20 protein-coding genes are annotated in these 19,658 nt (G+C 65.6%); 14 read left to right on the forward strand and 6 right to left on the reverse strand.

Annotation, left to right across the window (positions count from 1 at the left end; genetic code table 11):
* Positions 1–21 precede the first annotated feature (21 nt).
* Positions 22–966 (forward strand): dihydrodipicolinate synthase family protein, encoded by a 945-nt coding sequence (locus DJ029_RS12505; protein ID WP_112322802.1) that lies wholly within the window; start codon positions 22–24, stop codon positions 964–966.
* A gap of 2 nt (positions 967–968) precedes the next feature.
* Here DJ029_RS12505 and DJ029_RS12510 read toward each other — a convergent pair whose 3' ends face one another.
* Positions 969–1,742: an SDR family NAD(P)-dependent oxidoreductase gene (locus DJ029_RS12510; RefSeq protein WP_112322803.1), complete on the reverse strand. Its 774-nt coding sequence runs from the start codon at positions 1,740–1,742 to the stop codon at positions 969–971.
* A 3-nt stretch (positions 1,743–1,745) separates the two neighbouring features.
* Positions 1,746–2,846 carry an NADH:flavin oxidoreductase/NADH oxidase gene (locus DJ029_RS12515; protein ID WP_112322804.1) on the reverse strand — a complete coding sequence of 367 codons (1,101 nt, stop codon included), beginning with the start codon at positions 2,844–2,846 and terminating at the stop codon, positions 1,746–1,748.
* 111 nt (positions 2,847–2,957) lie between these two features.
* On the opposite strand from DJ029_RS12515, the gene DJ029_RS12520 reads away from it, so the two are divergent.
* On the forward strand, positions 2,958–3,803 hold the full coding sequence (locus DJ029_RS12520; RefSeq protein WP_112322805.1) for a sugar phosphate isomerase/epimerase family protein: 846 nt from the start codon (positions 2,958–2,960) through the stop codon (positions 3,801–3,803).
* Between the two features lie 10 nt (positions 3,804–3,813).
* Here the strand turns inward: DJ029_RS12520 and DJ029_RS12525 are convergent, their stop codons facing one another.
* The gene (locus tag DJ029_RS12525; protein ID WP_112322806.1) at positions 3,814–4,572 is read right to left on the reverse strand and encodes an SDR family NAD(P)-dependent oxidoreductase; all 759 of its coding nucleotides are present in this window, start codon (positions 4,570–4,572) and stop codon (positions 3,814–3,816) included.
* 84 nt (positions 4,573–4,656) lie between these two features.
* Between DJ029_RS12525 and DJ029_RS12530 the strand changes: the two genes are divergently transcribed.
* Genes DJ029_RS12530 through DJ029_RS12540 form a run of 3 tightly spaced genes read left to right on the forward strand, consistent with a single transcriptional unit; the run spans position 4,657 to position 8,408 of the window.
* Complete coding sequence (locus tag DJ029_RS12530; protein WP_112322807.1) at positions 4,657–5,622, forward strand: 3-hydroxyacyl-CoA dehydrogenase NAD-binding domain-containing protein; 966 nt, start codon at positions 4,657–4,659, stop codon at positions 5,620–5,622.
* Positions 5,603–7,285 carry an FAD-dependent oxidoreductase gene (locus DJ029_RS12535; protein WP_112322808.1) on the forward strand — a complete coding sequence of 561 codons (1,683 nt, stop codon included), beginning with the start codon at positions 5,603–5,605 and terminating at the stop codon, positions 7,283–7,285. The genes DJ029_RS12530 and DJ029_RS12535 overlap by 20 nt, the downstream gene beginning before the upstream one ends.
* A complete protein-coding gene (locus DJ029_RS12540; protein WP_112322809.1) occupies positions 7,272–8,408 on the forward strand; it encodes an NAD(P)/FAD-dependent oxidoreductase in 1,137 nt (378 codons plus the stop codon). Before DJ029_RS12535 ends, DJ029_RS12540 begins: the two co-directional genes overlap by 14 nt.
* Here DJ029_RS12540 and DJ029_RS12545 read toward each other — a convergent pair.
* Positions 8,405–9,283, reverse strand: a complete 879-nt coding sequence (locus DJ029_RS12545; protein WP_198671143.1) for an IclR family transcriptional regulator domain-containing protein — start codon at positions 9,281–9,283, stop codon at positions 8,405–8,407. The two genes, DJ029_RS12540 and DJ029_RS12545, sit on opposite strands and share 4 nt — an antisense overlap.
* A 154-nt stretch (positions 9,284–9,437) precedes the next feature.
* Between DJ029_RS12545 and DJ029_RS12550 the strand changes: the two genes are divergently transcribed.
* From DJ029_RS12550 to DJ029_RS12595, 9 genes are all read left to right on the forward strand, one after another.
* A complete protein-coding gene (locus tag DJ029_RS12550; RefSeq protein WP_112322810.1) occupies positions 9,438–10,772 on the forward strand; it encodes an ABC transporter substrate-binding protein in 1,335 nt (444 codons plus the stop codon).
* Positions 10,773–10,823: 51 nt separating this feature from the next.
* Positions 10,824–11,723: a carbohydrate ABC transporter permease gene (locus DJ029_RS12555; protein ID WP_112322811.1), complete on the forward strand. Its 900-nt coding sequence runs from the start codon at positions 10,824–10,826 to the stop codon at positions 11,721–11,723.
* Positions 11,720–12,544, forward strand: a complete 825-nt coding sequence (locus tag DJ029_RS12560) for a carbohydrate ABC transporter permease (protein ID WP_112322812.1) — start codon at positions 11,720–11,722, stop codon at positions 12,542–12,544. Before DJ029_RS12555 ends, DJ029_RS12560 begins: the two co-directional genes overlap by 4 nt.
* Positions 12,545–12,546: 2 nt before the next feature.
* Positions 12,547–13,689, forward strand: a complete 1,143-nt coding sequence (locus DJ029_RS22480) for an ABC transporter ATP-binding protein (RefSeq protein ID WP_112322813.1) — start codon at positions 12,547–12,549, stop codon at positions 13,687–13,689.
* Complete coding sequence (locus DJ029_RS12570) at positions 13,686–14,606, forward strand: dihydrodipicolinate synthase family protein (RefSeq protein WP_112322814.1); 921 nt, start codon at positions 13,686–13,688, stop codon at positions 14,604–14,606. The genes DJ029_RS22480 and DJ029_RS12570 overlap by 4 nt, the downstream gene beginning before the upstream one ends.
* Positions 14,607–14,638: 32 nt before the next feature.
* Positions 14,639–15,421 (forward strand): SDR family oxidoreductase, encoded by a 783-nt coding sequence (locus DJ029_RS12575; RefSeq protein WP_112322815.1) that lies wholly within the window; start codon positions 14,639–14,641, stop codon positions 15,419–15,421.
* Positions 15,421–16,122 (forward strand): SDR family NAD(P)-dependent oxidoreductase, encoded by a 702-nt coding sequence (locus DJ029_RS12580; RefSeq protein WP_112322816.1) that lies wholly within the window; start codon positions 15,421–15,423, stop codon positions 16,120–16,122. Before DJ029_RS12575 ends, DJ029_RS12580 begins: the two co-directional genes overlap by 1 nt.
* A gap of 82 nt (positions 16,123–16,204) precedes the next feature.
* Positions 16,205–17,101 carry a polysaccharide deacetylase family protein gene (locus DJ029_RS12585; RefSeq protein WP_112322817.1) on the forward strand — a complete coding sequence of 299 codons (897 nt, stop codon included), beginning with the start codon at positions 16,205–16,207 and terminating at the stop codon, positions 17,099–17,101.
* A gap of 504 nt (positions 17,102–17,605) precedes the next feature.
* Positions 17,606–18,571: an aldo/keto reductase gene (locus tag DJ029_RS12595; RefSeq protein WP_112322819.1), complete on the forward strand. Its 966-nt coding sequence runs from the start codon at positions 17,606–17,608 to the stop codon at positions 18,569–18,571.
* Positions 18,572–18,706: 135 nt separating this feature from the next.
* On the opposite strand, the gene DJ029_RS22135 is transcribed toward DJ029_RS12595, so the two are convergent.
* Both DJ029_RS22135 and DJ029_RS22140 read right to left on the reverse strand, forming a co-directional pair.
* Positions 18,707–19,126 (reverse strand): enolase C-terminal domain-like protein, encoded by a 420-nt coding sequence (locus tag DJ029_RS22135; RefSeq protein ID WP_308861022.1) that lies wholly within the window; start codon positions 19,124–19,126, stop codon positions 18,707–18,709.
* A 9-nt stretch (positions 19,127–19,135) separates the two neighbouring features.
* The gene (locus DJ029_RS22140; protein WP_258165092.1) at positions 19,136–19,405 is read right to left on the reverse strand and encodes an enolase-like domain-containing protein; all 270 of its coding nucleotides are present in this window, start codon (positions 19,403–19,405) and stop codon (positions 19,136–19,138) included.
* Positions 19,406–19,658: the final 253 nt, after the last annotated feature.

Consider the following 19,658-nt stretch of genomic DNA (forward strand, 5'->3'; position numbering starts at 1 on the left):
TTTATTCAAGAGGATCAAGCCATGAGCAGCTTCCGAGGCAGCTACACCGTCACCGTCACCCCCTTCACGCCCGGAGGCGCGGAAATCGACTACGAGGCATGGCAAGGCTTTCTGGACTGGCAGATCGCCAGCGGCGTGCCGGGGATCATCATCCTTGGCACGACAGGCGAATTCCTGACGATCTCCGACGCGGAACGCCGCGCATTCGTGGACGCGACAGTGAAATACGTCGCGGGCCGCATGGTCGTGATGGTGGGAACGATGAACGCCTACACGCCGCACGCGGTGCGTTACTCGGTCGAGGCGGAAACGCTTGGTGCGGACGGGCTGATGATCCTGCCGCCCTACTACTACACCCCGACCGAGGACGAGATCTTCAATTATTACAAGGCGATCTGCGCGGAATGCAATCTGCCGATCATGCTGTACAACAATCCGTTCACCTCGCATGTGGACATGTCGGCGAAGCTGGTCGGCAAGCTGGCCAAGAGCTTCGAGCAGATCCGCTACATCAAGGAGGCCAGCCAGCGGATCGAGCGGATCCACGCCATCCGCGTCGAAAGCGACGGGCTGATGAACCCATGGGCCGGCCAGCAGGTGCTGGAAAGCTTCAAGATGGGGGCGAACGGCTATGTGAACCCCTATGGCAACTATATCCCGCGCGCCTCGGCCCGGTTCGTCGACTGGGCATACGAACAGCGCTGGGATGACGTCTGGGCCGTGCAAAGCATTATCCAGGAGTTCGACGCGATCATTACCGAGGGCCATCCGCTGTACGGACACCAGTGCTACTCCAAGGCGCTGGCGGCCGCGGCGGGGCACCCGGTGGGAGACGTGCGGGCGCCGATCACCACCTTCGAGAGCCTGGGCGAAGAAGGACGCGAGCGGGTGGCGCGGATGGTGCCGCTGATGCAGGAACTCGACCGGGTGGTCGACGTCATCGAGAGCAGGAACGCGGCGGCCTGAAGTCATCTGATGTAGGCGGCTCCATTTATGTCGATTGTGCCACCAGACAGGTGGCGCGCACGCCCCTCGGCCAGAAACGCGGCAAGCGCTGCAATCTCCTCGGGGGGCACCCATTCGCGCATCGGAAGGCTGGCGGTCACGGCGGCCTCGCCCCCCGTGCGGGCCGCGCTTTCCTCCGACATCCGCGTGCGCACCACCCCCGGAGAGATCACGTAGGCCAGGATACCCCTGTCCGCGTAGTTGCGCGCGATCGTCTTGGTCGCCGCGCTGATCGCAGCCTTTGACGCAGCATAGGCGATCGCGCCGGGGTTCGAGGTACCGCGCGTGCTGACCCAACTGCCAATGCCGATGATCGCCCCGGGCTGATCCGCCTTGAGCCAGTCGCCAACTGCGTGGCGCATCAACCGCGCGGGAGCGTGCACATTGACCGCCATCGCCTCGGCCCAGACGGCGTCCCATTCGTCCACGGGGTCGAGGATGCCGCCTGTCTGGCGCATGATCCCGGCATTGTTGATCAACACGTCCACCCGCCCGCCCGCCGCAGAGCGCGCGTCGTTCCAGAACCTGTCCACCGCAACCATGTCGTTGAAATCCGCCTGCAAGAGCGTGACCTGTCCCCGTTCCGCGTGACGCACCGCGTCGCGCGCGCCCTCCGCATCCCTGCCGTAATGTGCGATCAGCCGTGCGCCAGCGCTGACCAGTTCGCCCGCCGTCGCCGCGCCAATCCCCTTGGAAGCGCCCGTCAGTACGATTGTCTTGCCACTCAGGTCAGTCATCGCTCAGGTCCTTTTCACGAATGGGGTCGCGCGCAATGCGGGATTGCACCGCGCGTAAGGAGCAGGCAGCGAGATATCCTCGCCCAACGCCAAGGCGGCCTTCCACGTCCAGCGCGGATCCCACAACATTCCCCGCGCCAGCGCGACCATGTCCGACTGCCCCGTAGACAGGATCGTCTCGGCCTGGACAGGATCGGTTATCTGGCCGACGGCCATGGTCGCGATCCCCGCTTCGCGCCGGATTGTTTCGGAAAAGCCCACCTGGTAGCCTGGCCCTGTCTTGATCTTCTGGCGCTGATCAAGCCCCCCGCTGCTGACATCGATCATGTCACAACCCAGATCCTTTAGCTTCTGGCAGAAGACCACCGATTGCGGCAGGTCCCAGGCCCCGTCGATCCAGTCGCTGGCAGACAGGCGCACAAGCATCGGCTTGTCGGCGGGAAACACCGCGCGCACGGCCTCGAACACTTCAAGCGGGTATTGCATACGCGCCTCAGGGCTGCCGCCGTACCGGTCGCTGCGCTCATTGGTGATAGGCGACAGGAACTGGTGCAGCAGGTATCCATGTGCCACGTGCAGTTCGATCAGGTCGAAACCGGCCCGCTCGGCGCGCTGGGCCGCCTGCACGAAGGCGTCCTTCACGCGGGCCAGCGCCGCGTCGTCCATCGCGTCGGGCGCGGGCCAGCCCGGCAGGTAGGGCACCGCGGACGGCGCCGGCGGATGCCACGCGCCCGGCCCGCCGATCATGCCGCCGCCTTCCCACGGGGGAACCGTGCTGCCTTTGCGCCCCGCATGACCAAGCTGGATGCCCACACGGCTGTCCCCCACCGACTTCATGAACGCCACGATCCGCGCGAAGGCTGCCTCTGTCGCATCATCGTAAAGCCCGGTACAGGCCGGCGTTATCCGACCCATCGGCTCCACCCCAGTCGCCTCGGTGAAGATCAGCCCCGGTCCGGACTGCGCGAACTGGCCAAGATGCGCGAGGTGCCAGTCCTGCGGCACCCCGTCCACTGCCGAATACTGGCACATCGGGGCAACGGTCACCCGGTTCGGAATCGTCAGCCCGCGCAGGGTGATCGGCGAGAATAGCGAACTGGGCATGGGCTTCCTTCATATTCCGTTTGAACCGCAGCATCCGTGCGGTATACTAACTTTTGTGCGCAAATTGAACATGTCGGCGGCAGGCTGACAAGCGGAAAGGACTCCCACCTCATGACCACGCTCGACGTTGCGGCAAGCACATTCCCCTATCTCTACTCCCATACCGGGCTCGACGCGATGAAACGGTTGAGCGGGTTGGGGTACGATCTGTTCGAGCTTATGATCTTCCCGCCCCACTGCTGGCCTCGCGAGTTGAGCGACGCGGACCGCAAGGATTACCGCGCTTGGCTGGATGGAGAGGGCAAGAAGGTCACATCTTTCTGTTATCCTCTGCTGGACAACAACCCGAACGGCGTTGACCGGTTGATGCGTGAATACACGCTCGACCGGTATCGCGAGGCGATCGATTTCGCCGCCGAGCTGTCCTGCCCTTACGTCGTCGCGATCCCCGGGCCGGTGAACAGCCTGATAAACCCGCCGCATGAATGGATGCTCGACTGGTTCGTCGAAGGCATGAAGGAGCTGGTGCGGCACGCAGATGGCACCGGGGTGGAGTTGCTGCTGGAAAACGTGCCCTTCACCTATCTGCCCACCGCGCAGGACATGGTGGACACCGCGAAACTGATCGGCCCGGAGGTCGGGATCAACTACGACATTTGCAATGGCGCCTTCATCAAGGAGGATACGGCCGAGGCGATCCGCATGATGGGCGACATGCTGAAGAATGTGCACATCTCGGATTCCGGTTTCGAGGAATTCAAGCACACCCGCCTCGGCACTGGAATCGTCGATCCGGCCCCCTGCGCACAGGCCCTGAAGGATATCGGCTATTCCGGCGTGACGGTGTTGGAGATGATCAGCGACGCGCTTCAGCCCGGCGAAGACCCGGACGCCGATTTCATCGCGAGTCACAAGATCATTGCCGAGCACGGCTGGGCGCCCCTTACCCCAAGGTGAAGTGACGGCCTCAGGCCAGTCCCGCCTCGATCGGCAGCACCTTGCCGGTGATCCCCGCCGCAGCGTCAGAGGCCAGAAAATGCGCGGCGTTGGCCACATCCTGCGGGCTGGCCAACCGCCCCAGCGCCGTGTCAGCGGCCATGCCCGCCAGCACCTTTTCGGGGTCAGGACCACCCTCGGCATGACGCCGCGCGATCCGGGACAGCAGCGCCTCCGTCGCGATCGGCCCGGGGGCCAGGGCATTCACCCGCACACCGCGCGCCCCGAGATCCAGCGCCGCGGCGCGCATCACGCCGATCACCGCATGTTTCGAGGCGCTGTAGAGCACCTGCTCGGGATGCGCCTTGTATCCGTTGATCGAGGCCATGACGATCGCCGCGCCCCGCCCGGACTGTGCCAGCGCGTCCGCGAATGCCCCGAGCGTGATTGCCACGCCCCAAACGTTGACCGCCATCACCGCTTCCCACTCCGCCCGGTCCAGCGCGACGACGCGCCGCCAGGGCGGGACAACACCCGCATTCGCAACGACGATATCGACAGATCCCAGGCGCTCTGCAAGTTGGCGCATCTCCTCTTGCGCCGCGGGGCTGCCAAGATCGCAGACAACCATGTCCCAGCCGACCGGCAGCGGGCTGTGCGCGGCGTCTAGGTCCACGATTGTTATCGCCGCGCCGGCGACCGCCAGCCGCTCGGCGATGGCGCGGCCCAATCCCTGCGCGCCGCCGGTAATCACCGCACGCCGGCCTGCCAGATCCTGTGCTACTGTCATCTTGTGTGGCTTCCCTTGAGGCGCTACAGCTTTCAATATTAACCGCACTTTTGTTCGCTATGCGAACCTACGCAAGGAAAAGATTTGAGTTTGCGCGAAAAGACGCCCCCTAACGTCGTGATACTGGGTGCCGGCTTCATCGGCCTTTCCCTCGCGGCCGCCTTCCGCGACGCGGGCTTCATCGTGGATCTGGTGGAACCCGACATGGCCCGCCGCGCGGCAGCGCCGGAGGGTATCCGGCTGCAGGAAAAGGCCATCGCGCTGGCTGGCTTAAGCCGCGACGGGAATGGCTCGCTGACGTATTTTGGCAAGGCGCTGCCCGCCGTCGGGCATGCCGCGCTCGTCTTGGAATGCGGGCCGGAGGACCTTGCGGTCAAGCAAGCGATCTTCGCCGACCTTCTTCGGCACGCGCCCCCCGGCGCGGTGCTTGCGACGGCGTCTTCCGCGATACCGATATCGCGCATCCTGCCGGATCCCACTGCGCAGGCCAGGTGCCTCGTGGCGCATCCGGTCAACCCGCCGGCCGTCCTGCGGCTTATCGAACTCGCACCGGGGCCGGGAACATCGGCGCAAACGGTTTCGCGATGCGCCGAGCTTTTCCGCGACGGCGGCTTTACGCCGGTCACCCTCGGCCATGAGGTCGAGGGCTTCGTGCTGAACCGGCTGCAGGGCGCCGTCCTGCGCGAGGCCTACCGACTGGTGGAAGAAGGCGTCACCGACGTCGAGGGCATCGACACAGTGATGCGCCTCGGCCTCGGGCCTCGATGGGCGCTGTCCGGGCCGTTCGAGACGGCCGAGCTGAACACGGCGGGTGGAATTCGCGCGCACGCCGCCCGACTTGGACCGGCCTACAAGCGCATGGGCGAGGCGCGGGGCGAGACGGTCGAGTGGTCCGACGCCCTTGTCACGCAGGTCGAAGCGCAACGCCGCGTGGTCTGCCCGGCGGATCAGCTTGCCGCGCGCGCGGCATGGCGCTCCGAAGCCGTGGCGCGGCTGGTCGCGCTGCGCGATACGCTGATGGGAAAACGCGATGGCACGAACGATGCCTGAGGCGACGTTCACCTTCAACGGTGCGGTGATCCCGTTCCGCGATGGTCAATCCATCGCCGCCGCCCTGACGGAGGCAGGACAGCGCGCCCTGCGTCGCACCGCGCAGGGGCAGGACCGGGGCATGTTCTGCGGCATGGGCGTCTGCCAGGACTGCCTTGTCACGGTCAACGGCACACCGAACAAGCGCGCCTGCATGACAGCGGCGGCAAACGGGCTGACGATTGCGACCCAGGTAGCTTTCCCCGCGCTCGATACAGCCCATGCAGCACCCCCTGTCGGTGGCGCGCGCAGCCTGTCTCCGGATGTGCTGGTCATCGGCGGCGGCGCGGGGGGGCTGTCCGCCGCCATCGCCGCATGCCGCGCCGGAGCCAGTGTCGTGGTTCTGGACGAGCGCAAGGTCGCGGGCGGCCAGTACTACAAGCAGTCCGCCCTGAAGGGCGCGCCGCTGGATACACAACAGGCCGAGGGCGCGACGCTGCTGGCCGAGGCCCGGGACAGCGGCGCCGAGATCATCCAGGGCGTGGAAATCTGGGGGGCTTTCGATGGCCTGTTGTTCCTGGCCGAACACGATGGGGCCGCGCTGATCGCCCGCCCGAAGACGGCAATCGTTGCGACCGGCGCTTACGAACGCCCGCGCATGGTGCCCGGCTGGACCCTTCCGGGCGTGATGACAACCGGGGCCGCGCAAACCCTGTGGCGCAGCTATCGCACCCTGCCCGGCCAGCGCGTCGCGGTCTGCGGCTCCGGGCCGCTGAACGTCCAGGTCGGACTGGAACTGGCAAACGGGGGCGCAGAGGTCGCTCTGGTGGCAGAAGCGGCACCACCCCCTTTCACCGCCCCCCTTCCGGCGCTGAGGGCCGCCCTTGCCGACCCGGCGCTGACATGGAAAGGCGCAGGAATGATGGTGCGCCTGCGCCGCCTCGGGATACCGCTGCGCAACCGCACTGTATTGACGAAGGTGGCGCCTGAGGGCACGGCGCTGCGCGCGAGTTTCGCCGCCGCGGATGGGTCACGCCAGGAATGCACCGTCGATGCTCTTTGCATGAATGACGGCTTCGAGCCTCAGAACGAGATCCTGCGTCTGCTTGGCGCGCGGATGCGCTATGATCCGATATTCGGACATCTGCGATGCGAGCGCGACGCAATTCTGGAAACCAGCATCAGCGGGTTATTCGCGGTGGGCGACTGCGCCGGCCTGGGCGGGGCCCCGGCGGCGGCCTGCGAAGGGCGGATCGCCGGCCGAGCGGCGGCGGCGCGACTTGGATTCGGGGAAGCCACCGATCTTTACGCCGAACAACGCCTCCTGCGCCGACATCGGGCGTTCCAGGCGGCGCTCTGGCGGATGTACCGCAGCACCCCCGAAGCGGGTATCGAACCGGACTCCGACACGCTGGTCTGCCGGTGCGAGGAAATCACCTTCGCTCAACTGCGCGCCGGTTTAGAGCTCGACCCCGGCCATGTCGGCACGCTCAAACGCGCGACGCGGGTCGGCATGGGCCGCTGCCAGGGGCGCTATTGCGGCCCGGTCGCCGCACGCCTTGTCGCCCGGGAGACCGGGGCAGAGATGCAGGACCTGAGCTATTTCGCACCACGCGTGCCGATCAAGCCGGTCAGCATCAGCGCCATCCTGGCGGCCCGGGAGGCGCTGGATGACATCGACTGACGTGCTGATCGTCGGCGGCGGAATCGTCGGGCTGGTCGCGGCGATCGAACTGGCGGGCGCGGGCATGAAGGTGAAGATCATCGACGCGGGCATCAACGCCGGGTCCACCGCGAACGCGGGCAGCCTGCATGTGCAGATGCAAAGCCGCTTCATGCGGCTCTATCCCGGACAGGTCCCCAATATCGAGGCGTCGCTGCCGCTCTATCGCGCGGCGGTGGAGGCCTGGGTTGACCTGGACGCCGCGCACGGCCCGTTCGACCTGGTTCGCAAGGGCGGGCTAATGCTGGCGGAGAGCCCTGACCAGATGGCTTTCCTGGAGCAAAAGGTCCAGCGCGAAACCGCCAGGGGAGTGCGTGCCGAGTTGCTGGATCGCGCCGCTGTCGACCGGTTCGCGCCCTGGCTCGGCCAGCAGATCATCGGGGCCGAGCTTTGTCTTGACGAGGGCAAGCTGAATCCGCTTGTGGCCAACGTCCGGTTGCGCGCGGCCGCAGACAGGCTTGGCGTTCGCATCGAACGGGACTGGATCTCGGCTATCACTGTCGAAGGGGGCATTGTTGAGGCCAGGGGCCGCAATTTCACCCATCACGGCGACAGGGTCCTGATCGCCGCGGCCTGGGGCGCCGGGCCGCTGGCGCGCAGCCATGGCTTGGACATCCCGACCCGGGCCGAGCCGCTGCACATGAACATCACGGAACCGTGCCAGACCCGGATCCAGCACCTGATCCAGCACGCAGAACGCTCTCTCACACTGAAGCAACTTGGCACGGGGCAGATCGTGATCGGCGGCGGCTGGCCCGCCGAGGACCGCGGAGAGCGCACGGTGCCGGGCGTGCTCTACGGCTCGCTCCTCGGGAATGTCGCGCTGGCGGCGCAGCTTATCCCCTCGATCGGGGGTATCCGCATCATCCGCACCTGGGCCGGCATGAACACGACCGCCGACGGCGCATCGATCATCGGCCCGCTACCGCGAGCGGGGCGCATCGTCATGGCTGTGCCGGGGGACGCGGGTTATACGCTCGGCCCGCTTGTCGCCCGGATGGCGGCGGCCGAGATGCTGGGGCGTGACCCGCCCCGAGACACGGCGCCGTTCAGCCCCGGAAGATTTGCCGCCCAGTCCCCCTAGTGCTTGAGCGCGCGGGAAATCTTCTCGATTGTTCCCAGCAGTTTCGGCAGGATGAATTCCACCAGTTCCTCGGCCGTCATGCGGACCGTCGGCACACCGACGTTGATCGAGCCGACAAGCCCGCCAGAGGCATTCCGCAAGGGGGCGGCGATGGACATCAGCCCCGTCTCCAGTTCCTGGTCGACCAGGGACCAACCTTGTTCCCGCACCTGTTCCAGGACTTTGCGGAATTCCACCCGGTCTGTGACGGTCCGCTCGGTCATCTTGGTCAGCGGAATGCTCTGCAGGATACCGGGCCACATTTCCTTCGGCTGCGCCGCCAGGAGCACCCTGCCGTTCGCCGTGCAATGCGCCGGGAAGCGTGCACCGACCGAGATTCCGACGCTGATCACGCGGTGGAACTGCGCCCCGCTGACATAGACCACATCAAAATTGTCGAGCACCGCCGCCGAAACGGATTCGCGGATCTCCTCGGACAGGTGGTCAATGAAGGGGCGCGCGATTTCCCATGCCCCCTTGGAGGACAGAACGGAATATCCCAGTTCCAGCACCTGCGGCGTCAAGTCGAACAGCTTGCCATCGGCCACGGCATAGCCCTCGTGAACCAGCGTCAGAAGGATGCGCCGCGCCCCCGCGCGGGTGTTGCCTGTCTCGGACGCGACTTCGGAGAGTGTCATCTTGCGCCCGGTGCGGTTGAAAGCGCGCAAAACCTCGAGCCCACGGGCGAGGGAGCTGACATAATCGCGCGGGTTCATGCTGCCCTGCTCGGACTCTTCCGACGCGTTCGGCGACGCCGTCATCAGCCCCGAGGGCGCAGGCGTACGCCCGGGAATGGTCAGTTCTGCGTCTTCCGCCGCTTCATTTCTTTGCGACATTCTAGCCTCCTTAGCGCAATTCGGGAGGTTCTAGCACAAGCCGTGGGCCGGGCTAACGCCGAAATTCGGATAACGGCCTTGCGCGACTCACCGTCACATGCGTTATATCGTACAAGAGTGCGCTATGCGAACACAATCAGCAGGGAGATAACAGATGACTTACTCAGCGAAACTCCGGACCGGGCTGACCCGGCGTGGCGCCCTCGGGGCGCTTGCCGCGACATCCGCTCTTGCCGCCGTGCCGTTCCGCGCCTCAGCCCAGGAAACGACGCTACGCTGGTGGTCGCCCCAGGCCGCGCCTCAGCAGGTGGAGGCGTATGAATTCCAGATCGCCGCGTTCGAAGCTGCCAATCCCGGCGTCAGGGTGGTTTTCGAAACCACGTCCGACGAAGGGTACGCCCCGCAACTGGCGGCCGCCTTCTCGTCCGGGGAAGTGCCGGACATCGTCACGCACCTGCCGTCCTTCGCGATCCAGTCCTACTATGCCAACGGGCTAGTCGAGCCGTTCAACGACGTGATCGAGGCGATCGGCGCGGATGATTTCTATCCCGGCGCCAACGACGTGTTCAAAGCTGCCGACGGCAACTACGTCGGCACCGGCATCGGCAACTCGGCGGCCAACATGATGTGGCTGCGCACGGACCTGATGGCGGAAGCCGGCGTCGACAAGGCGCCCGAGACCTGGGACGAACTGCGTGCCGCATGCCAGGCCATGCAGAAGAACGGCATCTATGGCGCGCCCCTACCCTATGGCCGCAACTCGATGACCTCGCTGATCTTCATCGGCGTCATTCACCAGGCCGGGGGTCAGGTCTTCGACACCGACCTGAACGTGGCGCTGGATACCCAGGCCACGCGCGACGCGCTGGAGTTCTACACCTCCATGCGGGAACTTTGCCCGCCGGGCGCGACCAACTATTCCTGGGGCGAGGCGATCACCGCTTTCGTCAGCGGCGCGACGGCGACCGGCATCTACACCGGGCGCGTGCTCGGCAACGTGGCGGCACAGAACCCCGGCATCGCCGACTCCATCACCTGCGCAACCTACCCGCGCCTGTCGACTGACATCGCCCCCTGGACGTTCAACGACTTCCCCAGCGTGTTCATCCCCGCGCAGTCCCAGAACAAGGACGCCGCGAAAGCCTTCGCCGCGCATCTGTTCCAGCCCGAGGGCTACATCAAGCAGTTGCACGCCGCGCCGGGCCATGTGCTGCCGGTGTTGCAGTCGATCAACAACAACCCGCAGTACCAGGAAAACGAGATCATCCAGAAGTACCCCGACGAAGTGGAACTGATGGCCGCGTCCGCCGCGGGCGGGTTCAACCTTGGCTACGAGTCCACCGCGCATCCGTCGAACGAGAAGGCGGGCGAGGTCGTGGGCTCAGGCGCGATCGCAGACATGGTGCAGCGCGTGGTGCTGAACGGCGAGAACGCCGACACGGTGATCGGCGAAACATCCGCCGCCATCGAAGCCATCATGAAGGGTTGATACCAGGCGGGGCTGCCGGACAGGCGGCGGCCCCCCGGTCACAGGCTCCCCATGGCGCATACGAAACAAACACTTCTGGAGCGCCGGTATTCGTTGCTGGGCCTCCTTCTTATCGCGCCGACGGTCCTCGTCTTCTGCGCGGTGATCGTCTATCCGCTGATCTCCGCGATCTACCTGTCGCTGTTCTCGATCTATACCCCGACATTGGATGGCGAATGGGTGGGCTTGCAGAACTACGCCACGCTGCTGGCCAAGGGTGAGTTCTGGTATTCCCTCAGAACCAACCTAATCTGGACTGTCGGCACACTGAGCCTGCAGATCGTCTTCGGCATCGGCATGGCGCTTGTGCTGCACCAGAACATCTGGTTCCGCAGCCTCGCACGGTCCCTGATCCTGTTTCCCTACTTCATATCCACCGTGGTGGCGGTGCTGGTCTGGAAATGGCTTTTCAATGACCTTTACGGCATCCTGAACCATCTGATGATGGGCGCTGGCCTGATCGAGTTTCCAATCGACTACCTCGGCTCTATGCCGAACGCCATGGTCTCGGTCATCCTGGTGGGAGCGTGGAAATACTTCCCCTTCGTGGTGATCGCAGTGCTGGCGCGCCTGCAGACCATACCCGGACAGCTTTACGAGGCGGCGCGTATCGACGGCGCCGGCCCCATCGCGCGCTTCTTCGACGTGACCTTGCCGCAACTGCGCGAAGTGCTGGTGGTGATCGTGATGTTGCGCGCGATCTGGGACTTCAAGGAATTCGACCTGATCTTCCTCCTGACGGGCGGCGGGCCGGTCACCTCGACCCAGACGCTGCCGCTTCTTGTCTACAAGGAGGCGTTCTCGCTGAACCAAATGGGCATGGCCACCGCTTATGCGGTGATCATGATGCTGATCATGCTGGTGTTCATGGTCCTCTACATCCGCCGCACAAGAACGGAGGACGGCCTGTGACCATCCGGAAGATAGCCTTCAACCTGTTTGCCTGGACCATCGTGCTGATGGTTGCCTTCCCGCTGTTCTGGATGCTGGTCACTTCGGTCAAGCCGCAGTCCGAACTGTTCCGCCGCCCGCCGACGATCATGCCCGAGAGCTGGACATTCGAACATTACTGGCGGCTGCTGTCAGACACGGGGTTCCTGCGTTATTTCACTAACTCGGTGATCCTGTCCTCGGCCACGACGCTGATCGTCGTGGCAATTGCGACACTCGGTGCCTACAGCCTGGTGCGCTATCGCTACCGCGGGCGCGAAACGCTGGCGTTCCTGGTGTTGTTCACCTACCTGCTGCCCTCGGTGGTGCTGATCCTGCCGCTGTACCTCCTGCTGGTTGGTCTGGGCCTGTCCAACACCATTCTGTCGCTTGTGATCGCCTACACCACATTCGCGCTGCCTTACGCTCTGTGGCTTCTGCGCTCTTTCATGGCCGGCATTCCCGAGGACCTGGAATCCGCCGCGCTGGTGGATGGCGCGTCCCGCCTTGGCGCGTTCTGGGACATCATCCTGCCCCAGCTGCTGCCGGGCATCATCTCGACCGCGTTGTTCACCTTTATCCTCAGCTGGAACGAATACCTCTACGCGCTGGTGCTGGTGAACTCCGACAGCGCGCGCCCGCTGACGACGGGGGTGATGAATATGCTCATCACGTCGTTCAATATCGAATGGTCGCTGCTGATGGCCGCCTCCGTGATGATGAGCGTGCCGCTGATCATCGCTTTCGCTTTCCTGCAAAGTTACCTGACCAGCGGTTTCGGCGCCGGTGGCGTGAAAGGATAGACATGGCCGATGTGATCTTCTCCGACGTTCAGAAACGCTTCGGCAGCTTTGTCGCCGTCCAAAACCTGAACCTCGATATCCGCCAGGGTGAATTCGTGTCCCTGCTCGGCCCCTCGGGGTGCGGCAAGACGACGACGCTGCGCATGCTCGCAGGGCTGGAGTTCCCGACTTCGGGCGAGATCCGGATTGGCGAGCGGGTGGTCAACGACGTCGCCCCCGGGGACCGGGATATCGCCATGGTGTTCCAGTCCTACGCGCTCTACCCACACATGAGCGTGGGCCAGAACATCGCCTACCCGTTGAAGAAGCGCCGCGTGCCGAAGGCCGAGCGTGCAAGGATGGTCGCCCGCACCGCCGAGATGCTGCAACTGACCGCGCTTCTGGACCGCAAGCCGAAGCAGCTGTCCGGCGGCCAGCAACAGCGCGTGGCGCTTGGCAGGGCCTTGGTGCGCGATCCGAAGGTCTTCCTCTTGGACGAGCCGCTGTCCAACCTGGACGCGAAGCTGCGCGGCTACATGCGCGCCGAACTGGTCGAACTGCACCAGCGGCTGGGCCGGACCATGGTCTATGTCACCCATGACCAGCTGGAAGCGATGACCATGTCCGACCGCATTGCCATCATGGAGGGTGGCGCGCTTCAGCAATTCGCTCCCCCGCAGGAGGTGTACCGCGCCCCCGCCAACCGCTTTGTCGCCGGCTTCATCGGCACGCCCGGAATGAACCTGATCGACGGCGCGCTGGCACGCGATGGCAACACCTGGCGCTTCGAGGCCCCCGCCCTGCAACTGGAGGCGCGCGGCCTCGGCCCCGACGCAAGACCTGGCGAGGCGTGCCTCGGCATCCGCCCCGAGGCGCTGACGCTGGGCAGCGGTGCGTTGCGCGGCGTGGTCCAGCTTGTCGAACAGACCGGGCATGAGAACATCGTCGTGCTGCGGGTGGGAGAGGACCTGCGCCTCACCGGCCGCGCGCCCGGCCACACCATCTGGAAACCGGGAGAGACGATCCCCTTCGCCATCGATGCCGATGCCGCGCATTATTTCGCCGCCGGTCCGGCGGGCGCGCGCCTGAACGCGCGACGCTCAGGGCCGCACGAAAGTGGTGACGCCATTTCGATCACCAATAACATGAGGGAAGCCCACCAATGAATCGATCCTCGATCGACTGGTCCGGACCGATGCCGGCGATCACGACCCCCTTTCACGAGGACCTTTCCATCGACGAGGCGGGGTTCACCGCCAACATCGACCGCCTGTTCGACGCCGGCGCAACCGGCATGGTGGCCGCGGGCTGCACCGGTGAGTTCTGGGCACTCAGCCTGGCCGAACGCGCCCGGATCGCAGAATTGACCGTGGCGGCCTGCGCGGGCCGGGGACCGGCAATCATCGGCACCGGCGCGATCCGGGAGGGCGAGGTGATCGAGCAGATCCATGCCGCGAAAGAGGCGGGCGCGGACGGCGTGCTGGTCCTGCCCCCCTACTTCGCGCATCTGACCGAGGCCGAGCTGATTGCGCATTTCGAGGCGATCGATGCGAAATCCGTCCTTCCGGTCGTGCTGTACAACATTCCCGGCAACGCCTGGAACGCGATCACCCCGGCGATTGCCGACCGGCTGGCGGACCTGGACAACACCGTTGCGATCAAGGAAAGCAGCGGTGACTGGGGCAATTTCCACGCCACGCTGTTGCGCGTGAAGGACCGGATCCGCGTCTTCTGCGGCCCCTCCTCGGCCTATGGCATCCCGGCGACGCTGGCCGGGGCGGACGGGCTGATCGATTGTTTTCCCAATGTCTGGGCGCCCGGATGCCTCGATTTGTGGCATCTTACCAAGGCGGGCAAGACCGCGCAGGCCTGGGCCCTTCAGCGCACGGGGATCGCGCTGACAGAGTTGTTCACCTCGGGCGGGCGCACACTTTACCCGGCCACGAAGGCGGCAATGAACACCCTCGGCCTTCCCGGCGGCGGCGCGATGCGCCCGCCATTGCGCGATCTTTCGGGCCCCGCGCTGCGCGGTTTGAAGGACGGGCTGAAAGAGCTGCTGCAAGAGCCGGCGGAGGTCGCCTGAGCACCCGCACACACCAATGAAAGGAGATCCCGATGGACCTGGGACTTGAAGGCAAACACGCGGTTGTCAGCGCCGCGAGCCAGGGGCTTGGCCTCGCCGCCGCCCGCGCGCTCGCCGCCGAGGGGGCCAGCATCACGCTGAATGCCCGCTCAGCCGACAAGCTGAACGCCGCCGCCGCCGCCATCCGCTCCGACTTTGGCGTCGAGGTGACGCCGGTCGCCGCGGATTTCAACACCGCCGAGGGGCGGCGCGCGATCCTGGATGCCGCGGGCCAGGTCGATATCCTGGTAAACAATCCCGGCGTGCGCCAGGTGCCCACCCCCTATGCCGAGATCACCTCCGAGGACTGGCGCTTCTGGCTGGAAACCCATTTCCTGTCCTCGATCGAGATGATACAGGCCGTCGCGCCCGCCATGCAGGAGCGCAAGTTCGGGCGCATCGTCAACATGTCCGTCAGCTTCATCAAGTTCCCGCAGGTGGGGTTCGCCCACAGCCACGCCGCCCGCCTGGCGCTGTCGGGCGCTGTGGCCGCGATGGTGCGCGAGTTGATGCCCCACAATGTCACGATCAACACGGTCTGTCCGGGGCTGTTCGACACAGACGCGCTGCACACGAACCTGCACGGCCATGCAAAGCGCGGAAACACCACCTATGAAGCCATCGTCGAGGACCGCAAGAAGACTTGCCCCGCCGGGCGCTTTGCCGACCCGAAGGAATGCGGCGACCTGATCGCCTATCTGTGCTCGGCGCAGGCGGGGTTCATGTCGGGACAGAACATCGTCAACGACGGCGGCGTCTACCAGGGCCTGTTCTGATGGACCGCGTGGCGATGATCTCCGGCGGGGGCCGTGGGCTCGGCGCTGCGATCACCGAAAAGCTGCTGGCCGACGGCTGGAGCGTTTCGCTCGGCCTGCGCGACGTCTCTCAGGCCCGCCGGTTCGATGTACCGGCCGCGCGATTGTCCACAAGCCCCTTTGATGCGACCGACCCTGCCTCCGCCAGCGGTTGGGTCGATGCGACGATGGAGCGTTTCGGACGGCTCGACGCGCTGGTGAACAACGCGGGCATCCTGCGCATGATCGATTTCGAACAAGGATCCGAAGACGACCTGGACGATCTGTGGGCGATCAACGTCAAGGCGCCGTTCCGGCTGATCCGCGCCGCGCTGCCGCACCTGCGCGCCTCCGGCGCAGGGCGGGTCATCAACATCGCCTCCACCGACGCCAAGCGGTTCCGGCCCGGCACCTCGGTCGGTTACGCGATGACCAAGCATGCACTTCTGGCGATGACCCAAGCCGTGCGCCAGGCCGGATGGGACGACGGCGTGCGCGCGACCGCCCTTTGCCCCGGGGCCATCGATACTGAGCTGATCGACGGCCTGCCCGGTGTCACGCCCAAGGCCGACCGGCTGACACCGGAAACCGTGGCGGGGATGGTCGCCTTCCTGCTGTCGCTGCCCAACCAGGCAAGTGTGCCCGAACTGATCGCCAACACCCGCCTGGAAACCCTGATATGATCCTTGGCAGCGCGCTACTGTCCTCTTCGTCAGGGACGGACGCCGCCCGCATAATGGCTTCCCTCCGTGAGGTGCCTGAAAAGTGAACCGAGACAAACCCTGGGAAACGCCTGAACAGGACTGGAGGCGCGCCATAGACACTGTGCGCGCAGGCCGCCCACTGCGCCCCGACAGCTGGCCCGGCGACGCACAATGCGCTTTCGCACTGTCCTTCGACTGCGACCACGAGACCTTTGAACTGGGGACCGGGCGCGCCGCCATCGGGCGCCTGGCCTGGGGCGAATTCGGGCGGCGGACCGGCGTACCTCGAATCCTGTCGACGCTGGCGCGCCATGATGTGCGGGCGAGCTTCTTCATCCCCGCCGTGTCAGCCCTGGTTGCCCCCGATGCGCTCACCCCCGTCACCGCCGCCGGGCATGAGATCGGGGTCCACGGCTGGATCCACGAAAATACCTCGAAATTGCCCCGCGCCGTCGAGCGTGAACTGATGCTGCGCGCCCGAGACACGCTGCGTGACCTCACCGGGGCCGAGCCGGTGGGCCATCGCGCGGCCAACTGGGATCTCAGCGCGCACACGGTGGACCTCGTCGCGGAGCTCGGATTCGCCTATGACAGCAGCCTCATGGCCGACGACAGCTGTTACGAACTTCTGTCCCATGGCACGCCCACCGGCGTTGTGGAAATCCCCGTGGACTGGATCCGGGACGATGCCGTCTACCTGCTGTTCAACCGCGAACCTCCGACGCGACCATGGACCCCGCCGGAAGCGGTGTTCGACATATTCCGCCGCGAATTCGACGCCGCTTTCGACGAGGGCTCCGTCTGCCAGTTGGTCTTTCACCCCTTCGTCATCGGCTATCGGTCAAGGATCTGGATTCTTGAACGCCTCATCGAACACGCGAAATCGCGCGGGTCCGTCTGGTTTCCCACCCACGCTGAGCTGGCCCGCTGGGTCTGGGATACGTCTGCCATAGCCTGATCGTCCTGTTCGCGGTGATGCTCGCCTCCCTGATCCAGGGCAAAGCAGATATGGCAGCCGCCAGGCCCCCTGCAGGCCCGCGCGCGGGGCAGGCTTTCACGCCTCATTCCGCGATGGTAGTGTTCCATATTGCAAACAAAGCCACGAGGACCGTTGACGATCAAGCCCGACGCGAGAACGACGACAACAGCGTCATGTATATGGACGACGCGCTCCACCGACTGCCGAGCGAAGGCGGCGGCCTGCCCTGCCCCTGGAGCGTGATCCAGGGCGTGAAGGGGCAGCGCGCCCGGCTGAGGTACCAAGTCCTGCCCGCGTGGGCCAAAGCGGCCTGGCCCTGATGCAACACGTGACGATATTCGGGCAGATAAGGGCGAATGGCGCCGAGCGCGAGATGCGCGAACACCGGGACCGGATCTGGATCGCTCATGACAAACTGAAGTCGGAAAACGCCGACCTGGTGGAAAGCCGACCACCACCCCTAAAGACGCAAGAGAGGACGACATGATGCTACCCGAGCTTGGATTTGGAGGCGCGCCCCTCGGCGGCCTGCTGAACCCCGTGGACGAGGCAGCCGCCGCCCGGACCCTTGACGCAGCGCTTGCGGCGGGCCTGCGATATTTCGACACCGCCCCGTACTACGGGTTCGGCCTCTCCGAGCGACGGTTCGGGGACGCGCTGCGCGACCGTGCGGACATCACCCTGTCAACCAAGGTCGGGCGCCTGTTGACACCGGGTCTGCCGCCCGATCCCGCGGCCTATGGCTGGCCGAAGCCGCTGCCCTTCCACCCGGTTTTCGACTACGGTTATGAAGCGGTAATGCGCTCGTTCGAGGACAGCCTGCAACGGCTCGGGCTGGATCATGTGGACATTCTTTTCCTGCACGACATCGGCGCGGACACCCACACTGACCCTGACGAGGAAGCGCGCCATTTCAGGGACGCCATGAGCGGGGGCTACCGTGCGCTGGACGAGCTGCGCCGCGCGGGCGACATCTCGGCCATCGGGATCGGTGTGAACGAGATCGATGTCTGCCTGCGCTCGCTCGACCACGGGGACTGGGATGTCTTCCTGCTGGCCGGGCGCTATACGCTTCTGGAGCAGGCCCCGCTGGACGCGTTGTTTCCCCGCCTTGCCGCGGCGGAAACGAAAGTGGTTGTCGGCGGGCCATTCAATTCCGGGATCCTGGTGGGCGGCAGCACCTGGAACTACGCCGAGGCCCCCGCGGAGGTGCGAGATCGTACCTCGGCAATCGCGCGCGTCTGCGCGGCACACGGGGTTCCGCTGCCCGCCGCGGCGCTGCAGTTCCCGCTGGCCCATCCGCAGGTGAGCAGCGTGATACCGGGCACAAGGACACCTGCCGAATTGGCGGAGGTGCTGGCCTGGAAGAACACAACGATCCCCCCTGCCCTTTGGTCGGACCTGAAATCCGAAGGCTTGCTGGCTGCGGGCGCCCCGACACCGGATTGAGCCGCCCCGACAAAGCGGGCCAGCGCCCGGCGTGCAGGCGTTTCCAGGACGCCACATTTTCCGGTTTCCGCTCGATGACCTGCCCTATGCGCTGCAGCGTATCCCCGCTTCAACGGAACACAGCCCGGCCCAATCTTACCCGGCCTGGTGCAGGTCTGCGCTCAGCCCGTCGATCTGCGCCGCTTCGATGGCGTCCCAGTCCCACACAATCCCGAGGCCGGGCGACTCCGCGGGGCAGGCGCGGCCGCTCTCGATGCGCAGCCCGGTTTTCGTGATGCCATTGAGCTGAGGGTTATATTTCAGCCACGGGGCGTTGGGGATCGCGCAGGCAAGGCTGGCGTGAAGCGCCATCAGGAGATGCGGGCAGACCGGCAGGTTGAACGCCTCGGCCAAGGTGAAGGTCTGGTTGGCATCGACCATGATCTCGTGGCGGGGGCCGAGTGTCGCTCGCCCCGCGCTCAACCGCTCGCGACCCTCAGCCAGTTGCGGCCGGCCGATCTTGATCCTGGACCCGGCAAAGCCCCTGGCCTGCGCATCCAGCGCGTCGGCCGCCAGCGCCTCGGTTTACCAGGTGCAGCCAGCCGCCTTCGTTCGTGTGGAACGGCACGCTGTCCTTGCTACCCCCGTTTCCTTGCTACCCCCGAGCATCCGGAACAGCGGCAGCCCGGCCCGGCGGCAGCGCAGGTCCCAAAGCGCGGGATCCACCGCCGCCAGCGCAAGTGAGGTGATCGCCTCCGCCGCCGTCGCCTGGGTGCTGAACAGAAGGTCCCGCCAGATTCGCTCGATATCTTCGGCTTCGCGCCCGAGCAGTTGCGGGCCGAGCGTTTCCTTCAGTTACGATATGACCGCCGGGCCGCCCTGCCCGATGGTGTAGGAATAGCCGGTGCCGATGGCGCCGTCGCTGTCGCTGTCGTGGATGCGCTGGATGGGCACTTCCTAGCTGTCGAAGGACTGGATCGCGTTGCGCCTGCGCAGCTTCGGCGCAAGATCGACCATGCAGATCTTCACCCGCTCGATGACGGCCATGCAATATCCCGACCCGGCTGAAACGCCCGGCTTTCTGGCACCGCGCATCCGCGCCGCGCAC

This window comes from Oceanibium sediminis, assembly GCF_003265325.1.
GTDB lineage: Bacteria > Pseudomonadota > Alphaproteobacteria > Rhodobacterales > Rhodobacteraceae > Halovulum > Halovulum sediminis.